Annotated in this window: 21 protein-coding genes; 19 read left to right on the forward strand and 2 right to left on the reverse strand. The window is 34.7% G+C overall.

The genetic code is table 11. The features are described 5' to 3' along the window. Nucleotides 1–337 precede the first annotated feature (337 nt). From VCM39_RS00825 to VCM39_RS00900, 16 genes are all read left to right on the forward strand, one after another. Nucleotides 338–709, forward strand: coding sequence for a hypothetical protein (locus tag VCM39_RS00825; RefSeq protein ID WP_322932381.1), 372 nt, complete (start codon nt 338–340; stop codon nt 707–709). Between the two features lie 41 nt (nt 710–750). After that, entirely contained in the window at nt 751–1053 is a 303-nt protein-coding gene (locus tag VCM39_RS00830) for a hypothetical protein (RefSeq protein ID WP_322932382.1), read from the forward strand. Continuing rightward, on the forward strand, nt 1050–1271 hold the full coding sequence (locus VCM39_RS00835) for a hypothetical protein (protein WP_322932383.1): 222 nt from the start codon (nt 1050–1052) through the stop codon (nt 1269–1271). Before VCM39_RS00830 ends, VCM39_RS00835 begins: the two co-directional genes overlap by 4 nt. A gap of 34 nt (nt 1272–1305) precedes the next feature. Then, nucleotides 1306–1509, forward strand: coding sequence for a hypothetical protein (locus VCM39_RS00840; protein ID WP_322932384.1), 204 nt, complete (start codon nt 1306–1308; stop codon nt 1507–1509). Nucleotides 1510–1511: 2 nt separating this feature from the next. After that, a complete protein-coding gene (locus VCM39_RS00845; RefSeq protein ID WP_322932385.1) occupies nt 1512–1937 on the forward strand; it encodes a hypothetical protein in 426 nt (141 codons plus the stop codon). Nucleotides 1938–1973: 36 nt separating this feature from the next. Beyond that, nucleotides 1974–2795, forward strand: coding sequence for a hypothetical protein (locus VCM39_RS00850; RefSeq protein ID WP_322932386.1), 822 nt, complete (start codon nt 1974–1976; stop codon nt 2793–2795). Between the two features lie 41 nt (nt 2796–2836). After that, nucleotides 2837–3388 carry a hypothetical protein gene (locus VCM39_RS00855; RefSeq protein WP_322932387.1) on the forward strand — a complete coding sequence of 184 codons (552 nt, stop codon included), beginning with the start codon at nt 2837–2839 and terminating at the stop codon, nt 3386–3388. Between the two features lie 72 nt (nt 3389–3460). Continuing rightward, nucleotides 3461–3931, forward strand: a complete 471-nt coding sequence (locus tag VCM39_RS00860; protein ID WP_322932388.1) for a hypothetical protein — start codon at nt 3461–3463, stop codon at nt 3929–3931. A gap of 543 nt (nt 3932–4474) precedes the next feature. After that, on the forward strand, nt 4475–4894 hold the full coding sequence (locus tag VCM39_RS00865; protein WP_223381592.1) for a hypothetical protein: 420 nt from the start codon (nt 4475–4477) through the stop codon (nt 4892–4894). Between the two features lie 123 nt (nt 4895–5017). Continuing rightward, nucleotides 5018–5554 carry a hypothetical protein gene (locus tag VCM39_RS00870; RefSeq protein ID WP_322932389.1) on the forward strand — a complete coding sequence of 179 codons (537 nt, stop codon included), beginning with the start codon at nt 5018–5020 and terminating at the stop codon, nt 5552–5554. A 231-nt stretch (nt 5555–5785) separates the two neighbouring features. Beyond that, nucleotides 5786–6523: a hypothetical protein gene (locus VCM39_RS00875; RefSeq protein WP_322932390.1), complete on the forward strand. Its 738-nt coding sequence runs from the start codon at nt 5786–5788 to the stop codon at nt 6521–6523. Nucleotides 6524–6639: 116 nt separating this feature from the next. Further along, nucleotides 6640–8853: an RHS repeat-associated core domain-containing protein gene (locus VCM39_RS00880; protein ID WP_322932391.1), complete on the forward strand. Its 2214-nt coding sequence runs from the start codon at nt 6640–6642 to the stop codon at nt 8851–8853. Between the two features lie 2 nt (nt 8854–8855). Next, a complete protein-coding gene (locus VCM39_RS00885) occupies nt 8856–9434 on the forward strand; it encodes a hypothetical protein (protein ID WP_155921499.1) in 579 nt (192 codons plus the stop codon). A gap of 334 nt (nt 9435–9768) precedes the next feature. After that, a complete protein-coding gene (locus VCM39_RS00890; protein WP_322932392.1) occupies nt 9769–10320 on the forward strand; it encodes a hypothetical protein in 552 nt (183 codons plus the stop codon). 20 nt (nt 10321–10340) lie between these two features. After that, the gene (locus VCM39_RS00895) at nt 10341–10868 is read left to right on the forward strand and encodes a hypothetical protein (RefSeq protein ID WP_322932393.1); all 528 of its coding nucleotides are present in this window, start codon (nt 10341–10343) and stop codon (nt 10866–10868) included. 84 nt (nt 10869–10952) lie between these two features. Next, nucleotides 10953–11876, forward strand: a complete 924-nt coding sequence (locus VCM39_RS00900; protein WP_322932394.1) for a hypothetical protein — start codon at nt 10953–10955, stop codon at nt 11874–11876. 128 nt (nt 11877–12004) lie between these two features. On the opposite strand, the gene VCM39_RS00905 is transcribed toward VCM39_RS00900, so the two are convergent. Both VCM39_RS00905 and VCM39_RS00910 read right to left on the reverse strand, forming a co-directional pair. Further along, nucleotides 12005–13543 (reverse strand): YifB family Mg chelatase-like AAA ATPase, encoded by a 1539-nt coding sequence (locus VCM39_RS00905; protein WP_322932395.1) that lies wholly within the window; start codon nt 13541–13543, stop codon nt 12005–12007. 117 nt (nt 13544–13660) lie between these two features. Beyond that, a complete protein-coding gene (locus tag VCM39_RS00910; protein WP_322932396.1) occupies nt 13661–17611 on the reverse strand; it encodes a two-component regulator propeller domain-containing protein in 3951 nt (1316 codons plus the stop codon). A 611-nt stretch (nt 17612–18222) separates the two neighbouring features. Between VCM39_RS00910 and VCM39_RS00915 the strand changes: the two genes are divergently transcribed. From VCM39_RS00915 to VCM39_RS00925, 3 genes are read left to right on the forward strand one after another with little or no spacing between them, the layout of a single operon-like run. Continuing rightward, entirely contained in the window at nt 18223–21105 is a 2883-nt protein-coding gene (locus VCM39_RS00915; RefSeq protein WP_322932397.1) for a cellulase family glycosylhydrolase, read from the forward strand. Nucleotides 21106–21108: 3 nt separating this feature from the next. Beyond that, nucleotides 21109–22119 carry a glycoside hydrolase family 5 protein gene (locus tag VCM39_RS00920; RefSeq protein ID WP_007482869.1) on the forward strand — a complete coding sequence of 337 codons (1011 nt, stop codon included), beginning with the start codon at nt 21109–21111 and terminating at the stop codon, nt 22117–22119. Between the two features lie 30 nt (nt 22120–22149). Beyond that, complete coding sequence (locus VCM39_RS00925) at nt 22150–23148, forward strand: sugar-binding protein (RefSeq protein WP_147351260.1); 999 nt, start codon at nt 22150–22152, stop codon at nt 23146–23148. Nucleotides 23149–23163 lie beyond the last annotated feature (15 nt).

The raw sequence follows: 23163 nt of genomic DNA on the forward strand, positions 1-23163 counted from the left end.
TTTTTTTCTATTGAATCATTGTTACACCATCTACGATAATAATGGTAAACAGTATTCTAAGGAGTAAAATTTTAGGTAATATATGGCACTGACAATCTGTTTCTACCAGATAAAAAAATCCCATTAAAAATAAAACGTAAAGAATATTTGTGCTTACAATTTTTGTTGTCTAATATTTTTTCTATAACTTGCCACTGTTTATTAGTTAGGTTGGTGATATATTGCATATTATGACTTTTGGGGTAATTTGGTCATAGTATTTAAAGATAGGAAAAAGGAAAACACACCAACTGATGAACGCTTTATTAAACTAAAATAGTTTCTAAAATTAAAACATATGAATTTTAGTAGAGATTTTTATTGGCATGACGCTGTAATAAAGAGCGTAATTATTGACAGAAACGATCCCGGAGTAGTAGACGAAATATGGATTGATGTCGTATTCCCAGCAGAAAACGAAAATGAAAAAGGAATAATTCAACGGGTTGTTTTTGAAAGTGTTTTTTGGGCAAATCTATATCTTAATTTTGGCCATTTTGGAGATAATGTATGTAATGTCGATATGTTGGATAGTAACGATAAGGACCTTGTCGATTTTTATTCTAAATGGAAAGGTTATAGAGATAATATAAAGTTAAATGCTTATGTTATTAACTTAACATCTGGTGGGAAAATAAAAATTATAGCAAAAGATTTTCGAATAGAGTAATAACAAATGGAGCTGACTTCACTTGGGAGGGACTTGGTTATTTGGGTACTGGCGCTTTGGCTGGTGCTTCAACTTTGCTGACACTAACAGGTGTAGGGGCATCCGTCGCACCTACTTTAATAGGAGGAATTACGGGAGCAGGAAATAATCTTATCTCACAAGGTTTTGTAGGTGGGAATGGAAATACTTGGAATAGTAGTAATATTAATTGGGGACAAGTAGGAATAAGTGGAGTTTCAGGAGCCATTACGGGCTATGTTGGGGGTAAATTAGCGGATAAGTTTACTCCTTATGTGAGTAAGTACATTTCTAATATGTTCATGGTCCTATGTTGCAAGACATGATTACTAATAGTGTGGTCAGCGGAGTTACCGGATTTACTGTTGGTGCAGGATGGACAGCGCTAAATGGAGGAAGTTTTGAGGAATCCATGCAAGCGGGTTGGAATTCAGCAAAAGTTGGTTTTGCTGTTGGAGGAGCTATCGGTTCCTTTTCGGGTTGGCAAAGCACGTGTAAGCCCTTGGACTGGAAAATTCAATGTAAGGCAAGAATTACAATATGATACTAAACAGCTTGGACGGAAATATGGAGAACACATGAAGGATTATCCTGATATGAGCCATGATGATTATTTGAATATGGCTAAAGAAATATATTCAAACCCACTATCAACAAAGACTACATATCCTACTAATGCTCCAATGTATCCTGGAGAAACACATTATCAAAATAATGGTAATTTATTGCGTATTGCTCCCAATGGTAAATTTAGAAGTTTGTATCCTTATAAAAGAAAATAGTCATGTATGTAAATTTAAAAAAATGTATTGGAAAAAGTGTTGAGAGAGTGTTTTTAGAATGGTATTATTTTAATGATCAACCATACTCTATAATCAGATTGTATATTAAAGTAGATTTGTACTTTGGCATAACCTGTTGTGAAGAAAATATTTCTATTAGAGAACAAAAGGAAACTCCGATGACTATAAATTCTAGTGAATTTACTTATAAAATTATACATCAGGATATTAAGTGGCTATCTCAATATAAAATCGTTTCCATAAAATATTTAGTGGATTCACTTGGTATAAAAAGGGGATTATTATTCGTTTTTGAGCATAATCATAATTTCATGTTCTATAATAAAGGATACGAATTTGATGATGAAGAAAAATTTGAAATAGATGTAGATATAAATTTATTACCATATGGTGTAATTGATATCTAAAGTAGATATTCACAATTAGCTCACATATAATAAATATTGTATTTTGTAGGTGCTTTGGCTGGTGCTTCAACTTTGCTGACACTAACAGGTGTAGGGGCATCCGTCGCACCTACTTTGACAGGAGGAATTACGGGAGCAGGAAATAGTCTTATCTCACAAGGTTTTGTAGGTGGGAATGGAAATACTTGGAATGGCAGTAATATTAATTGGGGACAAGTAGGAATAAGTGGAGCTTCAGGAGCCATTACAGGCTATGTCGGGGGGAAACTGGCTGATAAGTTAACTCCTTATGTGAGTAAGTACATTTCTAATATGTTCGATGGTCCTATGTTGCAAGACATGGCTACTAATAGTGTGGTCAGCGGAGCTACCGGATTTGCTGTAGGTGCCGGATGGGCAGCACTTGATGGAGGAAGTTTTGAGGAATCTATGCAAGCGGGTTGGAATTCAGCAAAAGTTGGTTTTGCTGTTGGAGGAGCTACCGGTTCCCTTTCGGGCTGGCAAAGGGCAAAAGAGGCACGTGTAAGCCCTTGGACTGGAGAACCAATTCAACGACATCATTCCGATCCGAAGTTTATGGGCGGAGATCCCAATCAAAGGTTGACCCCAATGTCAAAATCCCGTCATAAAGATTTACATCAAGATATGTATGACTATTTGAGACAACATACAGATGCAAATGGAAATCATATGCGACCCCAATCGAATAACTCGGGTTATGATATTCGACGAAATTTTAATAGTTCACAAAGGTTTAATGCGCTAAAAGGATTTTATGATAGTTATCCACATAAATATTGGGATGCAAGGCTTGACTTTTATCGTAATAGTCGTATCATGAGGCAGTGGAGACCTTAGTAATAAGAAGTAAGCAATAAATTTATTAAATTATAGATAATATGGAGAAAATAGTAGCAAGAATTGTAATGGGACATGATATTGCATACATGTACAGTAACGAAAATAGACCCGGTACATGCCCTATCTGTCACAATACAATAGAGAAAGTACCTGATCCTTTGTATCGAGTTCCTAAAAAAAAAGGAGATTTGTTTTATACTTATGATGGCTTTTGTATTGTTTCTGAAAATTTTAAAAGATTTTGTGATGAAAGAGGATATCCTAATTTGATTTTTGTTACATTAATAAATTCTATTGGATATTATTTTTTCATGCCACAAGATATTTATAAGTTAGATTATATTCGTCGGAATGTACAATTTATTGATAAACGAAACTGTTGTGGTTGTTATGATGAAGTTATTGGGGCATCACCCAGTTATAAAAAAATGGATTTTTTAATGTCTTCAGATGACTTTATATGTCGTTCGGAGTATTATTTTGCATCATATGGGTGTAAATCCCCACTTATAATCGTCGGTTTGGATACAGCGGTGGCAATGAGAGACTATGGCTTAAAGGGGATATATTATAATAAAGTCCTTTTATAGCATCTTAAAGAACGAAATAAACAGATGTAAAATACTATTTACTCAAATTATGAAATATAGGAGAAAAAAAATATGTTTTTAAGTAATTTCTTTTCGAAACTATTCCAACATGAAGAAAAGGTGGAGTATATAACAGGAAAGGCTGCACCTTTTGAAGATGTTTACCTATCCGATTTAGAGAAATATCCAATATGGGTATTTGCGATAGACCATGAAGAAGATTATGAAGAAGGTCAGGATGAGTCTTGGATAGCGCCAATCACGAACTCAACAGATGTCGGCGAAGAGCTTTGCGATGCTTATATCCTTCTCAGAGTGAAAGAGAACGATTGTCCGGTTCTCGCTCATTTTGACGATATGTTGCTTGATGATCTTTCGTACTGGGATTTTGCAGATGAAAGTTGGAAAGAATTTCAATCGCTTGACATTCCATCACCCATTTATCTTATTTCGGTTCCCTCTATTCTGGGGCAGGCAGCAGTTGAGTTTGTAGTCAATGAAAATAAGGAAAGTGCCAGAATATATAAACATACTATTCCTTAATTTCGGAATAATTAGCGATGTGATAAATTGCATTCGATTGCCGTTGAGTTGCTAAGTATAAATATGCTGTGAGATTTTTTAGATTTGAAATTGTTAGTGTCCGGAATCGTTTAGAAAGTGGATTATCTTATTAGTATGAGAAGTCGTGTAGAGAAAACTCAGTTTTATAATAGCTGTAGATTGCTTTTATTCATTACGGCGAGTGTTGTCTAAATATGGCTTATACTTTTAATATAAGGCCAACTTGATTTCCCGAAGTGACTTGCTTACGAGGTACAAGGAGGACTTTATGTATGGTACTATGAACCGTCTGACAGCTCGGAATATAAGTAAAGATAATATAGATTTGGTTATAGAATATTCATAGTTAAGTAGTTGTGTTACTCGTACATCAATGGCTCTTAATATGTCTGCAATTTTTAATATTGGTATTCATCTTTTTTGCTACATGCAAGTATGTAGCTACCATACTGATACAGATCTTTATAATATAATGGTGAGATTAATGATGCATAATTATGAATATTGAATTTATCAAATAGTATGAGATTTTTATTATTCTTTTTATTTCACGTTATTATCATGAATAATACTGTGATGTCAGTTCTTAGAATATCAGATAATGGGGTTTTAATAGCGTCTGTCTATAAAGAAATCGAGAATGGATATATTATTTTCTTGATACCTATTGGTAATGAAACAAAAGAAATAACATATAGCTATTCGATAGATACTTTGAATAGAAAAGTTACTTGTTCAAGATTAGGAGAAAAAGTGTACAGTAGTTCAGAACGGAAAAAGTATTTGAATAGTTTTCGATTTAAAACAGCTGATGAATTTAATAAAAAGCAGAAAAAAAGTTGGAGAGAGAAATACTATAAATATTTTGCGGATGATTTTTTGGATATGACTAACGATAAAAAGATAAATTTATTAGATGAAATGTGTGCAATAAAAATATAAGATTCTTATGCTGCTACTTTGGGAATGCTTTTTAAATGCTTTAATTATTTATAAAGTATAATTTGGAAAAGAAAACGGAGTTGTATAAAATAGGAGTTGATAATTCACCACTACTAAACGATTATGAAACAATTTATTTTTGTATTTTATTTACTATTCCCATTGTCTGGTTATGCCCAAATAATGTTCTATTCAGATATGTTCACGAATAGTCAACTGTGTTTGACACTCAACTCTGACAACGAATTTGACCTTAAGATGTATTTTGATTATCCGGTAGATTATGATAGTCAAACGATCTGTTGGGCTGAAGGAAGTGTGGCATATAAAAACGATACAATTATTTGTTTGGATTCGAAAACAGACAAAAAAATCATTTTTATTAGAAAATTGCATAATGATATTATTAAAGCGATATACTGGAATGATTATAAGGCTGATAGTTATAGATGTCCGAATAATGAGAAGAAGATTCATTTTTCTGATTTAATAACTACAAATCCAGAGTTCCTTATAAGGATTAAGAAAAGTCGATTGAATATAGATACTGATTCTATATTTGTTAGTCTCTATTCATGGGAAAAGGGAAAGAAGAAAATACTTTTTGAAGGTGTTCAAAAGGAATCTTTGAAAGAGAACAAAAAAAGTTGGTTTGAGTGATATTTTAATTGATAGTTGGAATGGAAAAGTTTTATATTATATGTTTTTTGTACAGGCGGATATTTAAGTCTTGCGCGTTTTTATGTAGTGTAGGAGAAGGTTTAGCGTCCGGTTATTGGGGAGTAGCCCCTTTACGGTATCAGTTACCTCCATTTATGAAATCTGTATTGTATTAAATTTGAATAAAACGTTATTATGTAAATACTGTATTAATGCTTAATGTTAGACATTATGAAATTAGAAGTAAATAAGAAGATAATCTTTTTTAGTTTTATTATATGGGCTGTATCTATCCATTCGCAGAAACAAGAGTCGTACTGTTACATTCCTTCAGATAAAGATGTGGATAAAGAAACAACTTTTAATGTTGATGAGATTTTTTATTATGGTATTGATGTTGATTTGAAAAAACAGAGGTATCTCCTTTCCATAGGATTGTATCCCGATTCAGATTCGCACTTTATTAAATTGATATCATATGGTAAATGTTCTATAAAAGACAGTATATTAACAATGTATGATCATGTTCACGATATACAGATGAGTGCTCGATTAGAAAAGAAGGGGCTGTCTTTTATACATTGTTTCCCTTTTTTGAAAAATAAGTTTTTTATGTCTGTATATTTTGAAGACGATTTTGATTATCATATTGAAACGACGTGGAACTTATCTTCGGCAGAAGGAAGACGGATAAACTTTTCTTATCCATTGGATAAGTTGTTTCTTGATGGATATTATAAAATGACAGATGACGACTACTCGATGTATATAAAAGAAAATAATTATGTGTTATTTTATAAAGGGTTACTTTTATCTAAAGGTAAGTTGGCGAAAGGAGGGATAAATGAAATTATATTAGTTGATATGTCGTTAAGTTCGACTTTTTCGGTCTGGTTGGATGGTAATTCATTGAAAAGTATATGTTTACTTGGGATTTATAAGAATGTAACTTTTAGAAAGGTGGAATAATCTATCATATGAAATGAACATGACTGCTTTCCTTTTGCCAAAAGATACGAAGAGGTGTCTCCCTGTTTTAGGTTTGCAGAAATTTAATAATTACAATCCTTTTGAAACGAACAATTATGAGCCACAAGAAGATAGTAGAGTTTGAGCCTTATTCAAAAGGTTTATTATCGAAAGTGAATTGTCAGGGTGAGGTTACGAACTATGATTATGACAGTAATAACAGGCTAAGCGAAATCCGTATTGACGGTAAGCATACCCAGCAGTTTACCTATGATCATCTGGATAGGATTGTGAAGACCGTCGAAAACATAAAAAATGAAAAGTCATATACTGCTGAAACTTCTTACGATGTCTTTGGCAGAATAAAGAAGGAGACTTATCCGGACGGATATGTCATCAACAATTCGTATGATTCTTATGGCAATCTGATATCCGTAACCGATTCTTATGACAATAGGATCTGGCAAGGCTTGTCGGCTAATGCCCGTGGACAGCTTACTAAGACTAAGCAGGGAAATGTAGAGAAAACTCAGTTTTATGACAGTCGTGGACTGCCCTCATCCATTTCGGCCGCCGCCATAATGAATATGGCTTATACTTTTAATAATAAGGGCAATCTAATCTCCCGAAGCGATTTACTCACCGGTCACAAGGAAGACTTTACGTATGATGGCATGAACCGTCTGACAGCCTGGAATATAAGTAAAGATAATGTTTCACAAGCGAGTAACAGTATAGATTATAATCCTACCACCGGAACAATCACTACTAAAAGTGATGTCGGTTTTACTTTCGGCTATGGAGAGGAAAATGGTAAGCCTCATGCCTTGACCTCATTAAGTGGTAAGCCCGATAAAATACCTAATTCAGCTCAGACTGTCACCTATACTGATTTCAAGAAAGTAAAGAATATCAGTTTGGGAAGTAAATCTTTGGCTTTGGATTACGGGGTAGATGAGCAGCGGCGCAAGGGTGTTTTTAAAGATGGTAGTGCCACTTTCACCCGTTATTATTCCGGTAATTATGAAGAAGAGGTCGATTCATCGGGTAAAGTTAAAAAGATTCATTATATTAGTGGTGGAGATGGTTTGGCCGGAATTTACATAAACGATGACGGCAATAATAGTTTCTATTCTACTTATTGTGATTATCAAGGTTCTCTGTTGGCTTTAACAGATATGAATGGCGTAGTAAAAGAGAGGTACGCCTATGACCCGTGGGGGAATCGTCGTAACCCCGTTTTATGGAAAGACCCGGACGTGCGTACTAAGTTTATTGTTGATAGAGGGTATACCCTGCATGAACATTTGGATGGTTTTGGGCTGATAAACATGAATGGTCGTGTATACGATCCTTTGCTGGGTATGTTTTTAAGTCCTGATCCTTATGTGCAGGCACCGGGTAATTGGTTGAATTACAATCGGTATGGGTATTGCTATGGAAATCCGTTGCTGTATACGGATCCGAGTGGGGAACTCCTTTTAGAGTTAATAGCAGGTGCTATTATCGGCACTTATATTGGAGGAAGTATTGCAAATCATAGTTATAATCCAGGTAAATGGGATTATAGTTCTGGTAGGACATGGGGGTATATGGTTGGTGGTGCCATTATTGGTGCGGCATCTGGAGTTTTGGGCTCTTATGTAGCTGCTTCGGGAATGCCTATGGCTAATACTGCATCCATGTTAACCGGTTCATATGTTAATTCTATTGGAATGCATATGATGACAGGAGGTAAAGTTCCTGTTTCTTTAAATTTAGGAGGAGTATCTTATGATATGACTAATAATATATTTGGCTATCTTGGAAAAAAAGGAAATAAAAAAATAGATAATTGGATGTATGGATTAGGAGGATTAGGAAATTTGCAAGATATTTTGGCAGGAATGAAACCTGGAAGCGCTGTTCTTAGGACAGAAAATGATCCAGAACTGAAAATGGATTTAATTGGACATACTCAATTATCTGATAATGATAATAAAATTTTAATAGATTGGGGGCCTGTAGAAACTACGAAGTTCAAATGGGTAAAAGCTACAAATTTTTATGAGGGCGGAATCCCTATTTCCACAGAAAAAATGAAATGGAAACCGTTAAGTGTTAAAAATGTAAATATAGGTAGGCTGACTAAGATTTCAGAGCATTTGAATAAAGGAGGGAGATATAATTTGTTTTTTAATAGTTGTGTTTCTAAGGTTTCCCGAGCTTTAAATAGGAGTGGCGCTTTTAACATTGGTATTCATCCCTATTTGTTACATGCTCAAATGTATATGCGTTCCATAGGATTTAGACCATTCATCAATTCGTATTATTTTGAATACTTTAATTAATTATGAAAACAATGTTATTAGTATTATTGACGTGTTTGCCTATCATCTCTTTAGATAGTCAAACTATTCATACTCAAAAAATGTATCTTTATGAGTTTTTTCCAAATCGAGGATATACGACTATGGGAGCTGTTGGTCAGTTTCTTGACTTGGAGAAATCTAATGTAAAAAAGATTGAATTATCTCAGAATGAGGTAGTACAGTTTGAAGTTATATTAAGTAGAATTGAGGCAAAACGGCATTACCAAACGAAACTAAACGGATGTTTTTTTTCAACCTACATTAAAGACGGCTTGAAAAATAATATTTTGCTTAGTAAAAATTATATTATTAATTTGAGTAACCGAAAACAATATAAAATTGAAAATACTAAATATCAAAAATGGATTAATGATTTATTGATAAAGTATAATTTGAGAGAGAAAACGGGAGTTGATAATTCACTATTGCTGAACAATTATGAAAGTACATACTTAAATGCAATTTTCAAGGACAGTTTAAATGGTTTTGATTTTCATGGAAAGAAAATAGGATTTATCAGAAATGGGGGAAACAGTAAAGTTCATTATTTTAATATGTAGAAAAGGCATATTATTGATAAAAATCATGCTTGTGATAATGGTACTTTATACATCTTCAATACTATGCAAAAAGAGGGAAGCGGGGGCTATGATGCTGCAATTGTGTATTGGAGTAAATTTTTAGTACCGATAGAAAAAATAGTTAAAAGATTGGAAGAGTAAAATTAGGAAATATTGCTGAATAGGAACGTGTTCTCATCTTTTTTTACTATATATGGGTATGTATTTTGAAACAGTTATGAATTGGTATGTAGTCGGTCATTTAATAAAGGAACTTTGTAGGGATATTCCTTTAAATAGTCTTTCGGCTTGAAATTTATTAAATCAATATAGTATGGAAAAATTAGTAGCGAAAATCGTAATTGGATATGATATTGCATACATGTACAATAACGAAAACAGACCCGGTACATGCCCGATTTGTCATAACATAATAGAGCAGATACCAGATCCTTTGTATAAAGTCCCTAAAAAGAAAGGAGATCTGTTCTATACTTATGATCACTTTTGTATTGTTTCTGAGAAATTTAAAAGGTTTTGTGACGAAAGAGCATACCCGCATTTAACCTTTGTTGCGTTAACTAAATCTGTAGGATATTATTTTTTCATGCCACAAGATATTTATAAGTTAGATTATATTCGTCGGAATGTACAATTTATTGATAAACGAGCTTGTTGTGGTTGTTATGATGAAGTTATTGGGATGTCACCTAGCTATAAAAAAATGAATTTTTCAATGTCTACAAATGATTTTATTTGTCGTTCTGAGTATAACTTTGGATCATACGGATGCAAATCTCCATTAATAATCGTCGGGTTGGATACAGCGACAGCAATGAAATCCTATGGTTTAATGGGCATTTATTATGATAAAGTCTTTTTATAGCATTAAAAAAGCAAACAAATGTGAAATACTATCCCCATGTAAAATATAGGAGAAAAAATATGTTTTTAAGTAATTTCTTTTCTAAGCTATTCCAACATGAAGAAAAGATGGAATACATAACAGGAAAGGCTGCATCTTTTGAAGATGTTTGCCTGTCCGATTTAGAGAAATATCCAATATGGGTATTTGCGATAGACCATGAAGAAGATTATGAAGAAGGTCAGGATGAGTCTTGGATAGAGCCAATCACGAACTCAACAGATGTAACTGAAGAGCTTCGTGTGGCTTATATTTTTCTCAAAGTGAAAGAGAACGATTGTCCTGTTTTCGGTTGTTTGGACATTCGAAACATGTTGCTTGATGGTCTTTCGTACTGGGACTTTGCAGATGAAAATTGGAAAGAATTTCGGTTGCTTAGTATTCCATCTCCCATTCATCTTGTTTCAATTCCTTCTATCATGGGTCAGGTGGCAGTCGAATTTTTAGTCAGTGAAGGTAAAAATAGTGCTAGAATGATTGAGCCGAATAATACACATAGTATTCCTTAATTCAGGGATAATTAGCAATATGATAAACTACATTCGGTCGTTTTTAAGTTGTTAATTTGTTACTAACTTCTAAAATTATGATTTATGAAAAAGATTCTACTGTTTTTCGTATCCCTATTTAGTGTAGGATTGGTGTCTGCTCAACAAATAGGAAATGGTTATGCACAAACGATTAATAGTTTTAATAGTATATTGAATACGGGTATTTATGATTCAGATAAAGTCCAGATTAATTATCCTTATGAAGTGCCTCATTGGCCTTGGAAATATTTATTTGTAATGCGACATAACAATTTAGGACTTAATTATCAATTTCAAATATCAAGTACTTTTGAACATAATGATCGTGTTTTCTTTAGAAAATTATGTCATTTAAATACTGATACGATTTATAATAATGAATGGTATGAGTTTGCAACTCGTTGGATGAACACATTCACAGGACAACAAAATTTTCAAGAAAATTTATATATTTCTAGAGGGAAAGCTATAACATTTGGGCATGAAACAGATGCCGATAGAGGTTTACGAATCTCATATATTGGAGATGATCAAAGAGGTGATTCTTATATCAATTATTCTCAGCATCTTTTTTTTGTTAATGGAAATAAGAACAATGGTTATCCTGCAATTATATTTAAGGATAGTGGAAATGTTGGTATAGGTACTCTTGATCCTCAGAACAAACTGGATGTTAATGGTATTATTAGAGCCAAAGAAATCAAGGTAGAGTCCAATTGGGCAGACTTTGTATTTAGAAAGGACTATAAGCTCCCAGCATTAGAGGAGGTAAAAAAGCATATTGAAGAAAAGGGCACTTTACCAGGTGTTCCCAGTGAATCTGATGTTAAGGTTAATGGAGTTAATTTGGGCGAAGTGAATGTTTTATTGCTTCAGAAGATTGAGGAACTAACTTTATATACTATTAAACAGCAAGATATAATTGAAAATATGAAAAATGAAATAGATGAATTGAAACATCAATTTAATAGTTTGAAATATAGATAAGTAGATATGTTAGAGTTTAAATAAATTAATTTTCATATTTCCAGGTTTGATTTTAATTCTCAGATTATGCTGAACTATTAAAAAGTTAAACCAAGAAAATTTAGAATTAAAAGATAAGTTCCCTTCTTTTACCCCGCCCAATTCTCCCTATCCAGATTGCGGTAGCTGATAGCTTCCGCCAGATGGGCTGGGAGTATTTGTTCGCTTCCTTCCAGGTCGGCAATGGTTCGTGATACTTTCAATATACGGTCATAGGCACGGGCGGACAAGTTGAAGCGTTCCATGGCGTTTTTTAGTAAAGTAAGTCCTTTGTTGTCGGGTTGTGCATAGGTAGAGATTAGTTTGCTTGTCATTTGAGCATTACAGTAGATACCGGGATGATTGGAAAAGCGTTGTTCCTGTATCTGTCGGGCTTTTATTACACGTTTGCGAATTTCGCTACTTGGTTCTGCCGGTCGTTTACTAGCCATTTCTTCAAAAGGAACGGGGACTATCTCTATCTGTATGTCAATTCGGTCAAGTAGGGGACCGGATATTTTATTCAGGTACTTCTGTACCTGTCCGGGAGAACAAACACAAGTTTTTGTAGGGTGATTGTAATATCCGCAGGGACAGGGATTCATAGAGGCGATCAGGGTAAAGCTGGCAGGATAATCAATGCTGCATTTTACCCGCGAAATGGTGATGCGGCGATCTTCCAATGGTTGGCGTAGTACTTCTAATACCCCTCTTTGAAACTCAGGTAACTCATCCAGAAAGAGTACACCATTGTGTGCCAGGCTAATTTCGCCCGGCTGAGGGAAACTACCTCCTCCTACCATTGCTACTTGTGAGATGGTATGATGTGGATCGCGGAAGGGGCGTTTGGATATGAGTGAGGCATTACGCCCCAATTTTCCGGCAACAGAGTGTATCTTGGTGGTTTCCAGACTTTCGCCCAGGGAAAGAGGGGGAAGTATAGAAGGTAAGCGCTTAGCCATCATTGATTTACCGCAACCAGGAGCGCCGACGAGAATCAGATTGTGTCCGCCGGCTGCTGCTACTTCAAGAGCGCGTTTTACATTTTCCTGCCCTTTTACATCAGAGAAGTCGCATTCAAAGTTTTCCTGTTGGGCATAGAATTCTTCCCGGGTATTGACTATGGTAGGTTGTAGTTCCTGCTTCGCATTGAAGAATTCAATTACTTCCCGGATATTGGTTACACCATACACGTTCAGGTTATTAACAACTGCTGCTTCGCGTGCATTTTGCTGCGGTACGATCAGCCCTTCAAATCCTTCTTCACGTGCTTTAATAGCGATGGGCAATGCACCGGTGATGGGTTGTATACTTCCATCAAGGCTTAGCTCACCCATCATCAGATAGTGAGGGAGTTTCTCGCAGGAAATGGTTTCATTGGCAGCAAGAATACCTATTGCGAGGGGAAGGTCGTAGGCTGATCCTTCCTTGCGAATGTCTGCCGGAGCCATATTGATAACAATATTGCTGGTAGGCATCTTGTATCCGGTCACTTGTAAGGCAGAAATGATGCGTTGATGACTTTCTTTCACAGCAGAGTCGGGCAAACCAACCAGGTAGAACATACAGCCTCTTGAGCTGTTTACTTCGATGGTAATGATCGTTGCGTCAATACCTTGTATGGCAGCGCCACAAACCTTTATTAACATATTCTTTGTTTATGTTTGTTGTACGAATTTGATAATATTCCGGTAAAGGTAATTAAATAAACCGGAAATAATAATGATATGTTGTTGAATAATTTCTTTTGTTTGAAAAATAACACTTTATTGTGTGATATCTTGTGTGAAATCTTTTGGAAATTTACCAAATTGTTCATAAAAGCATTTAGCGAAATAAGATGCTGAATTAAATCCAACCAAAAAGCGAACTTCATTTATTCTATATTTGCCTGTGGCCAACAACTCTGCACTTTTATTTAAACGAATAAGTTTAATATAATTATTAGGAGTTACTCCAGTAATACTTTTAATTTTGTTATGTAAGCTAGTACGACTAATGGCAAAATCAGAAGCTATATTATCTATAGAAAATTCCTCTGATGACATATTTTCCAGGATGAGCTCATTTAACTTCTTGATAAATAGTGCATTCTCGCTATCTGTTTCATTGTTTAGTTTATAATACTCTAAAGGTGATTCGATGAACTTCTTATGTATATTATGTCTGTTTTCAAGAACACTATTGATTTGTGCCTTTAATTGTTCTATAGAAAATGGTTTCTCCATATATACATCTGCGCCTTTTTTTAAGCCGTTAATTTTGGTTCCTGTATCAGTCTTTGCCGACAGCAAAATAAGAGGAAGATGGGAGAATGAAATATTACTTTTTATTTGATTGCATAATTCCAATCCATCCATTTCAGGCATTAGTATGTCCGAAACTATGATATCGATCATATTGCCACTATTCAGAATACTCATTGCTTCTACTCCGTTTTTTGCTTCTAAAACAGTATAGTTATCGGATAAACAGTCGTTTATAAAGGTCCGAAGTTCTGCATTGTCTTCTACAATCAAAATGACCTGTTTTGATTTCTGGTGGACTGATTTGGGGGATTCTGTAGGAGGTATCTCTGTTTCGATAATCTCATGTTTCATTATTAGTTTTTCTTTTAACGGGTTGGCCGGCAGTACTAATGTGAAGATACTTCCTTTACCATATTCGGACTGAACTTGAATATCTCCTCCTAACTTACGTGCCAGTGCTTTTGAGAAAGAAAGACCAATTCCTGTCCCTCCAAGATTTTGAAAATGCTGTTTTGTTTCTTGTATTTGATAAAAAGGAAGAAATATTTTCTGTTGTTCGCTACTTCTGATACCATTTCCGTCATCAATGATGGAAATAAGAATTTTAGAATCATTCTCTTTTTGTAGTTTTATGTTGATTTGTGTTTTAGTGAATTTTACAGCATTAGAAACAAGGTTACTCACTATTTTATAGAGAGCCTCAGGGTCTACATCTTCAATAATTGGTTCATTTTCTGCTTCGAATGATATTTTTATTTGTTGCTGGTAAGAACTTTGCTTATACTGATTGTAAACTTGTTGTACGATTTGGGTTATATTTTGTTGACTGATGTTCAGAATAAACATATCGTTTTCTATTTTTCTGAAGTCAAGTAATTGATTAATAAGTATTAGTAGACGGTCCGTATTTCGTTTAATAACTGACAAATATTTTTGTGTTTGCATATTACCATCTTTGGTGGCAATAATCATTTCTAGTGGTCCGGTAATAAGCGAGAGTGGGGTTTTTATTTCGTGAGCTATATTAGTAAAGAAATTAATTTTTGCTTCATATGTCTCTTTCTCTTTAGCTACCTGATATCTGTATTGTTTCTTTTCGTTTTCAATTATTAAATGCTTTTTGTATCGATTGATAACATAGCTTACGATGATGGTACATAGGATGATATAGAGTATAATCATGTAATACTCTTGCCAAAAAGGAGGTCTGATTCGGAGCGCTATACTATAACCATTATTATTCCAGATTCCATTATTATTACTTCCTTTTACAGTAAATGTATATTTTCCTGGAGGTATATTCATGTAATATGCTGTATTATTTGATGTGTAATTCCAGTTTTTATCAAATCCTTTTAGCATGTATGCATATTTGTTAGTTTCCGGAAAAATATAACTTAATGCAATAAAATCAAAACTGAAGGTTGATTGTTTGGAAGAGAGCACAATTTCTTTTGTATTGCTTATCGATTTTTTTAAAGGGGAACTTTGACCTATAGGTAATTCTTCATTGAAAACTTTGAAACTGGTGATATGTATAGGAGGAGTGATGTTATTTTCTGTAAATTCTGATGGGTTAATTGAAATAAATCCATTCGTGCCTCCGAAATAGAGCAGGCCGGCAGATCCACGTAGGGCGCATCTAAAGTTGTATTGTATCTCTTGTCCAATATAGCCAAATGTTTTGATATACTCAGTTGTACTGTTTTGAACAATCTGTGCTAATCCTTTTGGAGTACTAATCCATATATTCCCATATTTGTCATCTATGATTGAGTAAATGATGTCTGAAGGCATTCCATTCTCAAGATTGAATATGTTTTTGATTTTCTTCTGAGCTATATTAAAAACAATTACTCCTTTTTCTTTAGTTCCTATCCATAAATCATTTTTTTCTCTGTTATATAATAAACAGCTGAGGTTATTTATATCAATTTTATTGGAAATGTCGGAGAAATGTTGCCATTCTCCATTGGGATATAAGCAGTAAAGCCCATAAGCATGTGTAGCAAACCAAATTGTTCCTGATGCACTTTCTGTCATATCTGCAATAGGACGACCAGATAAAGCTTCTGGCCTTTTTAATTTTTGTCTGGGGCACATGATGGCACATCCGCCTTCTTCCAGGGCAAATATTAGAGTACCGTTTTGGGTTTTAAATATTGATTTTCCTTCAATCGTATTGAGTGGGATTGTTGCAATTACCTTACCATTTGTAGCAGAAATGATTCTCACTCCTCTTCCGTAAATACTTACGTACAATGTGTCATTGGATAAATAAAGGTTTTGTATATTGTGATAATCCAACATAAAGGTATTACCTAATTGTTTAGTTTGGGGATTGTAACGGTATACAATGTTATTATTATGGGTAGATAACAATATATTCTGTTTGTTATCTTCCACCATACTGCTGGTGATGGAATGTTTTTGAGCAGTTGCTTCTTCTATATCGTAGAAGGATATAAATTTATTGACGTTTGGAGCGAAATAAGTGACTCCGTTGAAATAGGTTCCAACCCAGAATGCCCCTTCTTTGTCACGAGAAATACAGAATGTAGAGTTATCGACTATGCTCCTATCGGAATATTCTTCTTTTACTATTTGAAAGCTTTCTGTCGATTTATTCAGGAGTATGAGGCCTTTATCTGATCCCATGATGAGTTCCTTGTCTGAGTAGGGGGTTATCGATTTTATATTACCAATATTGGAAAGATAATGGCTACATTCATTTTTTGTAGGATTATATTTAAAAAGACCGTTTGTGAAAGTACCTATCCACAAATTATTATCTTCATCACAATAGATGGAATATATTGATTGTTTGTTTACGTCGAGTTTAGGATGTTTTATTGGAGTAAATGTGTCATTTGATGAACTGAAAAGCACAAGACCATACCCTGCTGTTCCTAGCCAAATATTATTTTGTTGATCGTTTACTATTGTCCAAATAAAATTTGATGGAATACTTTGGGGCGTTTTTGAGGCTACAAAGTGTTTTTGAACACGAAGATTATTGTCTAATTGGAATAATCCTTCACCATGAGTTGCGATCAAAATGTTGCCATGGGAATCTTCCATTATGTCATTCACAGTGATATCATTTTGTTTTTCTTTCTTTAAAGCAATATGATGAAAGTGATCGTATTCCCGGTCATAATAATATAGTCCTCTGCGTGTTCCTATTAACATTCGATGCTTTGAGTCTTCTTTTATACAATGTATAAAATTGTGCCCAATTGATAAGGAGTCTTGAAGACGATTTTTGTATACTTTGAAATTTTTCCCGTCAAAACGATTAAGCCCGTCATTCGTTCCAACCCAGATAAACCCTTGGCTATCTTGCATGATTGCCCACACACAGTTGTTAGATAAGCCGTTTTCTTTTTGATAGTTTCGAAAGCAGGAACCTTGCACGTCGAATTGTATTAGACAACAAAGTATTGCCAGGACAAGCGTATGTTTCATAGTTTTATTTTGATTGAAAAACGTAAGCAAAATTAAACATTTTATTTAGAACCTGTTTAATTTTAAAAGTTTGAGATAAAAATAGTGTTTCTTTTTACCTTGAATTTAGTTACCGATTTGAAATAGCATTTATTCAATGGATTAAAAAAACACAGTGGCAAGTTATTAAGAAAATCCTGAATTTGCAAGAAGAAAACAAAAATATGATTTACGTATGAAATGGAATACCATATTTTATTAAAAAAATGGAATGTGAAAGGCGCATATTTCTTTCACTGGTGTAGAATCTATTTTTTTATGGGGCTACCTTCTATTGGGTAGAGAAAATGATAAGATTGATTTATTTCTTTGTTACATTACTTTATTAGTTGTAATATATTTGTCTTTTCTTGTTATATTTTGTTCTTTTTGGTTACTCTTTAATTCCTTTTGTGGATGCTATCTCATTGATATATAGATTATTATATTGATATTGTACTTATGCAGTATATCTTGGGGAATATAAATCGTGAGTTTGTTATCAATTGTTTTTTTTCTGTCGGATATTGTCCTCTGATGAATAAAAAGCCTAATATATTTGTTGCCGGTATTAATCATTAAAAAGTAATATTATGAAAAAAGGAATATTTACTAAAATTCTTTATTTGGTAGCTATCTTATTGCTAGCTACGCAAGATATTTTCGCAGATGTTAGTAATCCACCCCAAACAATCCCTGTTCCCCCAACTCAGGAAGCAGCTTCTGTCAAATCGATTTTTTGTGATGAATATACTGATATTACATCTATTAAAGGCTTTAGTGGGCGAGGAAGCGCTACTGCAACTGTAAAGTCTGTGATGGGGAATGATATGATTTATTTTGATCAGGGTCTTGGCGGATGGTCTTTTGTCGAATTAGGCACTACGATAAATCTTGATGATTGCGAAGCACTTTGCTTTGACATTTATGTAGTTAAAACCGGATTTACTTTAAAAGTTTATTTTGGACAGGGTGCTTCTGTCACAATACCAACACCTTTAGTAGAAGGATGGAATAAAATCGAGATTAAACTGGATGATTACCGAAATTTGCCTGCTGGAAAAATACCTGATCTTACCCAGATAAGTAAAATAGGTTTTATAAATGGCGGTGGATATGATAGGACTGTCTATATTGATAACATTTACGCTTATGGGGATTTAGGCGGCGATAATCCCTCAGTGGATCCGAATGCACCTACGGTGGCTGCTCCTACACCTAAGCATAAAGATACGGATGTAAAATCGATTTTTAGTGATGCCTATGACAACATTACTAATTTAATTTTAAACAATCCCGGCAGCCCGGCAGCGGAAATGGCAGTAGTAACACCTTTTGAAGGCGATAATATGCTTAGGTTCAATTCATTAAACTGGGCCTTGGTTAAATTTGACCCGACTCTAAATCTTGATGGCATGGATTATCTCCATTTTGATGTTTGGGCAGAAAGTACACGTACTATTAAACTCGGTCTTGGTAATTGGTCGTCACAAGCAAACACAGATGCTCTAACCTTAAATGCCGGATGGACAAGTTTTGACATACCGATGAGTGTGTTTAAGAGTGCTGACTTAACTAACATTATTGTTTCTAAAATATTCAGCGGCAATGGCTTTGCTATTACAAGGTTGTATTTTGATAATATATATACGTATAAAGGTGATCCGGTTGGGACACCCATAATATATATAGAACCTGCGCCGGAGCCGATATTAGCCCCTAAAACTGTTAAGTCTGTTTTTACGGACAAATACAACAATATAGCCAATCTTGAAGAAGGTGGTACTGTTGGCCTCACGGATTTTGATCTTGTATACCGTCTTACGGAGGCTGATAAAGTCTTGAGAATATGCTCTCTTGAAGAGATGACACTCCATACAACTGCTACACTTGACTTTAGTGATATGGAGAATATACATTTCAGTATGTATTGTGATGGCGAAGGAGGGAGTGGTACACTTGAAATTGGATTCCAGGCCCAAGGATCGGAAACGGCTTATTATTCCTCGTTATTTCCTGTTCTCAAAACAGACGAATGGAATTATGTGAATATCCCGGTTCACGAGTTGAAAGAAGCCGGACTGGATTGTTCTAAGATAGATAAAATACTTTTCCGTGGCTCGGGTAATATCTATATTGATAATATTTTTGCTTTTAAAGGTGACTATGCTATGGGATTAGGAGAAGAAGGGACTATTTCTGTTGACTGGAATTTGGCATCGGCAGATGATGTTCTTCCTGATAAGGAGAAGGCTTATTTAGGTGTAAATCTGGCGCAAGGTTCAGGGGGAACAGTTCATGGTGTATTTAATACAAACTATTCTTATCCAACATTTAAGGATCTTCACTATTTTAAATCAAAAGGTGTACGGCTTATTCGTTTTCCTTTTCGTTGGGAACGTGTACAACATGAAGTAAATGGACCGTTGGATATGGAACTTGATATGAAAAAGATCAAGGAGGTAATTGCTGAGGCCGAACGTATCGGTATGTATGTGATGCTTGATATGCATGATTATTGTCGTAGGAATGTTGATGGTGTAACTTGTAAGATCAGTGATTCTGGAAAATTGACAAAAGAACATTTAGCTGATGTGTGGAAGAAAATAGCTGTTGAGTGTCAGATGTACAAGAATATTTGGGGATATGATATAATGAATGAACCTTATGGTTTAGATAAGGGCGTATGGTATTCGACAGCACAAGCTGTTATTGATGCTATTAGAACTGTAGATATGCAAACGCCTATAGTAATAGAGGGTGAAAGTTATGCGTCTTCATCTACGTGGCCTTCAACCGGTGGAGGATTAATTGGATTGAATGATCCGGCTAATAATTTGATTTTTCAGGCACATTGTTATTTTGATAAAGATAAAAGTGGGCATTATAATTTGGGAGATTTTGATAAGGAAGTTTCTGATCCACAACAACATATTAAACGTTTGCAACCATTTGTAGAATGGCTGAAAGAACATAATCAACGTGGAATTTTAGGTGAATTTGGGGTACCAGGAAATGATGTTCGCTGGTTGAATTTGCTGGATGAAGTTATTGCTTATCTCAAAGAAAATCGTGTTGCTGCTACATATTGGGTAGCAGGTGGATGGTCATCTAATGATAAGGTAAGTATTCATCCGCTGAAAAACTATACTGTGGAAAGAGCTCAAATGAGAATTTTTGAGAAATACACAAAAGATTATGATAACACTTCGTCAGGAACAGGATGCATTTTACATAATGAATCTGGAGATTTGGAAATTTATTCTGATGTAACAGCTGATCATGTGTACGTTAAAGCGGATAAGGCTATGAAAAGTATTGCCCTGTTTACTATGTCCGGGCAGTGTATAAAGAAGGAAAGTATTGGCTCATCTGAAGCAAGAATTGTAACTGACGGATTAGTTCCGGGTGTATATCTGATCCGGATTCTTATAGAAAACGGAAGTGTTAGGAATTTTAAATTTGTAAAATATTAAAAGATGAAAGTTTCTCATATAATAGGTATTGTTTTATTTTTTTTTATGGCAGGAATGGTTTCTTGTAAGGAAACAGTTAAGCAATCCTTTAAAGAACCATCTGCCTTAAAAGTAAAAAAGAATGTTTTTATTAATGATTCAGGAAAGATTGTTAGATTGTGTGGCGTGAGTTTCTCAGATCCGGATAAGTTGAAAAAAGAGAATCAATGGAATTTACGTTATTTTGAAGAAGCGCGGCGTTGGGGATGTAATGTGATACGTTTACCAATACATCCTTACACATGGCGCTATCGCGGAGTAGAAGATTATCTAAAAATACTGGATCAGGGAGTGGAATGGGCCAGGCAAACCAATATGTATGTTATTATTGATTGGCATGCTATCGGTAATCTGCCGGAAAATGTTTATCCTCATTTTAATTATGCTACCAATTGGGCAGAAACTATAAACTTTTGGAAAATTATAGCTGAACATTATAAGGGTAATTCTACTGTGGCTTTTTATGAGTTGTTTAATGAACCATGTGATCAAGGAAAACCATTGAGTTGGGATGCGTGGCAGCCCCTGATGGAACAGTTGATAGATAGTATCAATATGATTGATGATCAGAAAGTATATTTGGTGGCTGGAATGAATTGGGCTTATTTACTTGATGAAGTCGTGCAAAAACCGGTAGATCGTAATAATGTTGCTTATGTGACACATCCTTATCCTCAAAAGGTAGATGCACCTTGGGAGGATAAATGGGAAAGAAACTGGGGGCATGTCGCTGACCATTATCCGGTGGTGGCTACCGAAATGGGATATGTGGTGAAAGGACAACGTGGTGAACACATTCCATGTATAGGTGATGAAAAATATGGTGAAGCTATTATTAATTATCTTGATAAAAAGGGAATTTCATACACAGTGTGGTGTTTTGATCCTTCTTGGGCACCTGCGCTTTTGGACGATTTTGACTTCAATCTCACACGACAAGGAGAATTCTTTAAAAGAAAGTTACAAATGAAATAGTTGTTTTTACTTACATTAAAATTTATTATTATGAAAAAGTTTTTATTCGTGTTGTTGGCCGTATGGGTTGCTACCACTAATCTTACGGCGCAAGTGGCTTCAGATGTCGTGATTTATAAAGGAACAGATATTGATCCGAATGGAAAGGCGGATGATAATATTTGGAAGGATATTACACCGGTTGATATAACCAACGTTTTTAATTATGAGGAGCCTACGGTAACCTCTTTCTTTAAGATGTTTTACACCGATGAATATATTTATGTCTTGGTTGATGTCACTGATGATGTTCATTATCCGGCTTGGTTGGCCAACGATGTAAAAAATCAATGGAAATATGATAAAGTAGAAATTTATTTTGATATTAACGATAATCTGAAAGATGGGCAAGGGCCTGCTTACATTGATGGTGTAATGGCACCTGGACATTACCAAATAGCACCTGCATTGACAGAAGAAGGTTATGGAGAACCATTTGTAACAGAGGGAGTATTATATGGGACTATGAGTGATATGGCTACAGTTTGTTATGATATGAAGCCCGACGGAAAAGGATATGTTGTAGAGTGCCAGATCCCTATTTATGCATTTGTTAATGATAAAGGCGAAGAGCTGGATGTAGATAAACTTACTTCTTTACCTCAAGGTATGGGCTTCGATGTAATAATTGTTGATAATGACAATGATGGCAAAGGACGTAAAAGAGCTGTTTGGAAGAATATCGGACCTACTGAACCTTATAATAATATGGATGCCTGCGGTGTAATAACTTTTAGTACAGCTACTCCTTCCGGGTTATCTCAAACAGATACATCCTCTGTTTATGTTCACTATGATAAACGAGCGGAAACAGTTGCTGTTAAAGGTGATTGTAGTAGAGTTGTATTTATCGCTGCCTCTGGTTCAGAAGTGAAAACTGCTGAAACAAATATTTCGGAAATAGATGTGACTGATTTACAATCTGGTTTGTACCTTCTTAAATTATATTATGGTGACCATTTGCTGAAAGTGGTTAAGATCGTTAAATAATCTAATACTAAAGTT

It is taken from the genome of Bacteroides mucinivorans (assembly GCF_034654355.2).
Lineage (GTDB): Bacteria > Bacteroidota > Bacteroidia > Bacteroidales > Bacteroidaceae > Bacteroides > Bacteroides nordii.

What these genes read in the sequence shown, in the direction of transcription:
- VCM39_RS00905 (WP_322932395.1), bottom strand. Translation starts at nt 13,543, where the DNA reads ATGTTAATAAAGGTTTGTGGCGCTGCCATACAAGGTATTGACGCAACG.
- VCM39_RS00925 (WP_147351260.1), top strand. Translation starts at nt 22,150, where the DNA reads ATGAAAAAGTTTTTATTCGTGTTGTTGGCCGTATGGGTTGCTACCACT.
- VCM39_RS00900 (WP_322932394.1), top strand. Translation starts at nt 10,953, where the DNA reads ATGAAAAAGATTCTACTGTTTTTCGTATCCCTATTTAGTGTAGGATTG.
- VCM39_RS00890 (WP_322932392.1), top strand. Translation starts at nt 9,769, where the DNA reads ATGGAAAAATTAGTAGCGAAAATCGTAATTGGATATGATATTGCATAC.
- VCM39_RS00825 (WP_322932381.1), top strand. Translation starts at nt 338, where the DNA reads ATGAATTTTAGTAGAGATTTTTATTGGCATGACGCTGTAATAAAGAGC.
- VCM39_RS00885 (WP_155921499.1), top strand. Translation starts at nt 8,856, where the DNA reads ATGAAAACAATGTTATTAGTATTATTGACGTGTTTGCCTATCATCTCT.
- VCM39_RS00860 (WP_322932388.1), top strand. Translation starts at nt 3,461, where the DNA reads ATGTTTTTAAGTAATTTCTTTTCGAAACTATTCCAACATGAAGAAAAG.
- VCM39_RS00915 (WP_322932397.1), top strand. Translation starts at nt 18,223, where the DNA reads ATGAAAAAAGGAATATTTACTAAAATTCTTTATTTGGTAGCTATCTTA.
- VCM39_RS00840 (WP_322932384.1), top strand. Translation starts at nt 1,306, where the DNA reads ATGAAGGATTATCCTGATATGAGCCATGATGATTATTTGAATATGGCT.
- VCM39_RS00910 (WP_322932396.1), bottom strand. Translation starts at nt 17,611, where the DNA reads ATGAAACATACGCTTGTCCTGGCAATACTTTGTTGTCTAATACAATTC.
- VCM39_RS00880 (WP_322932391.1), top strand. Translation starts at nt 6,640, where the DNA reads ATGAGCCACAAGAAGATAGTAGAGTTTGAGCCTTATTCAAAAGGTTTA.
- VCM39_RS00865 (WP_223381592.1), top strand. Translation starts at nt 4,475, where the DNA reads ATGAGATTTTTATTATTCTTTTTATTTCACGTTATTATCATGAATAAT.
- VCM39_RS00855 (WP_322932387.1), top strand. Translation starts at nt 2,837, where the DNA reads ATGGAGAAAATAGTAGCAAGAATTGTAATGGGACATGATATTGCATAC.
- VCM39_RS00875 (WP_322932390.1), top strand. Translation starts at nt 5,786, where the DNA reads ATGAAATTAGAAGTAAATAAGAAGATAATCTTTTTTAGTTTTATTATA.
- VCM39_RS00920 (WP_007482869.1), top strand. Translation starts at nt 21,109, where the DNA reads ATGAAAGTTTCTCATATAATAGGTATTGTTTTATTTTTTTTTATGGCA.
- VCM39_RS00870 (WP_322932389.1), top strand. Translation starts at nt 5,018, where the DNA reads ATGAAACAATTTATTTTTGTATTTTATTTACTATTCCCATTGTCTGGT.
- VCM39_RS00835 (WP_322932383.1), top strand. Translation starts at nt 1,050, where the DNA reads ATGATTACTAATAGTGTGGTCAGCGGAGTTACCGGATTTACTGTTGGT.
- VCM39_RS00845 (WP_322932385.1), top strand. Translation starts at nt 1,512, where the DNA reads ATGTATGTAAATTTAAAAAAATGTATTGGAAAAAGTGTTGAGAGAGTG.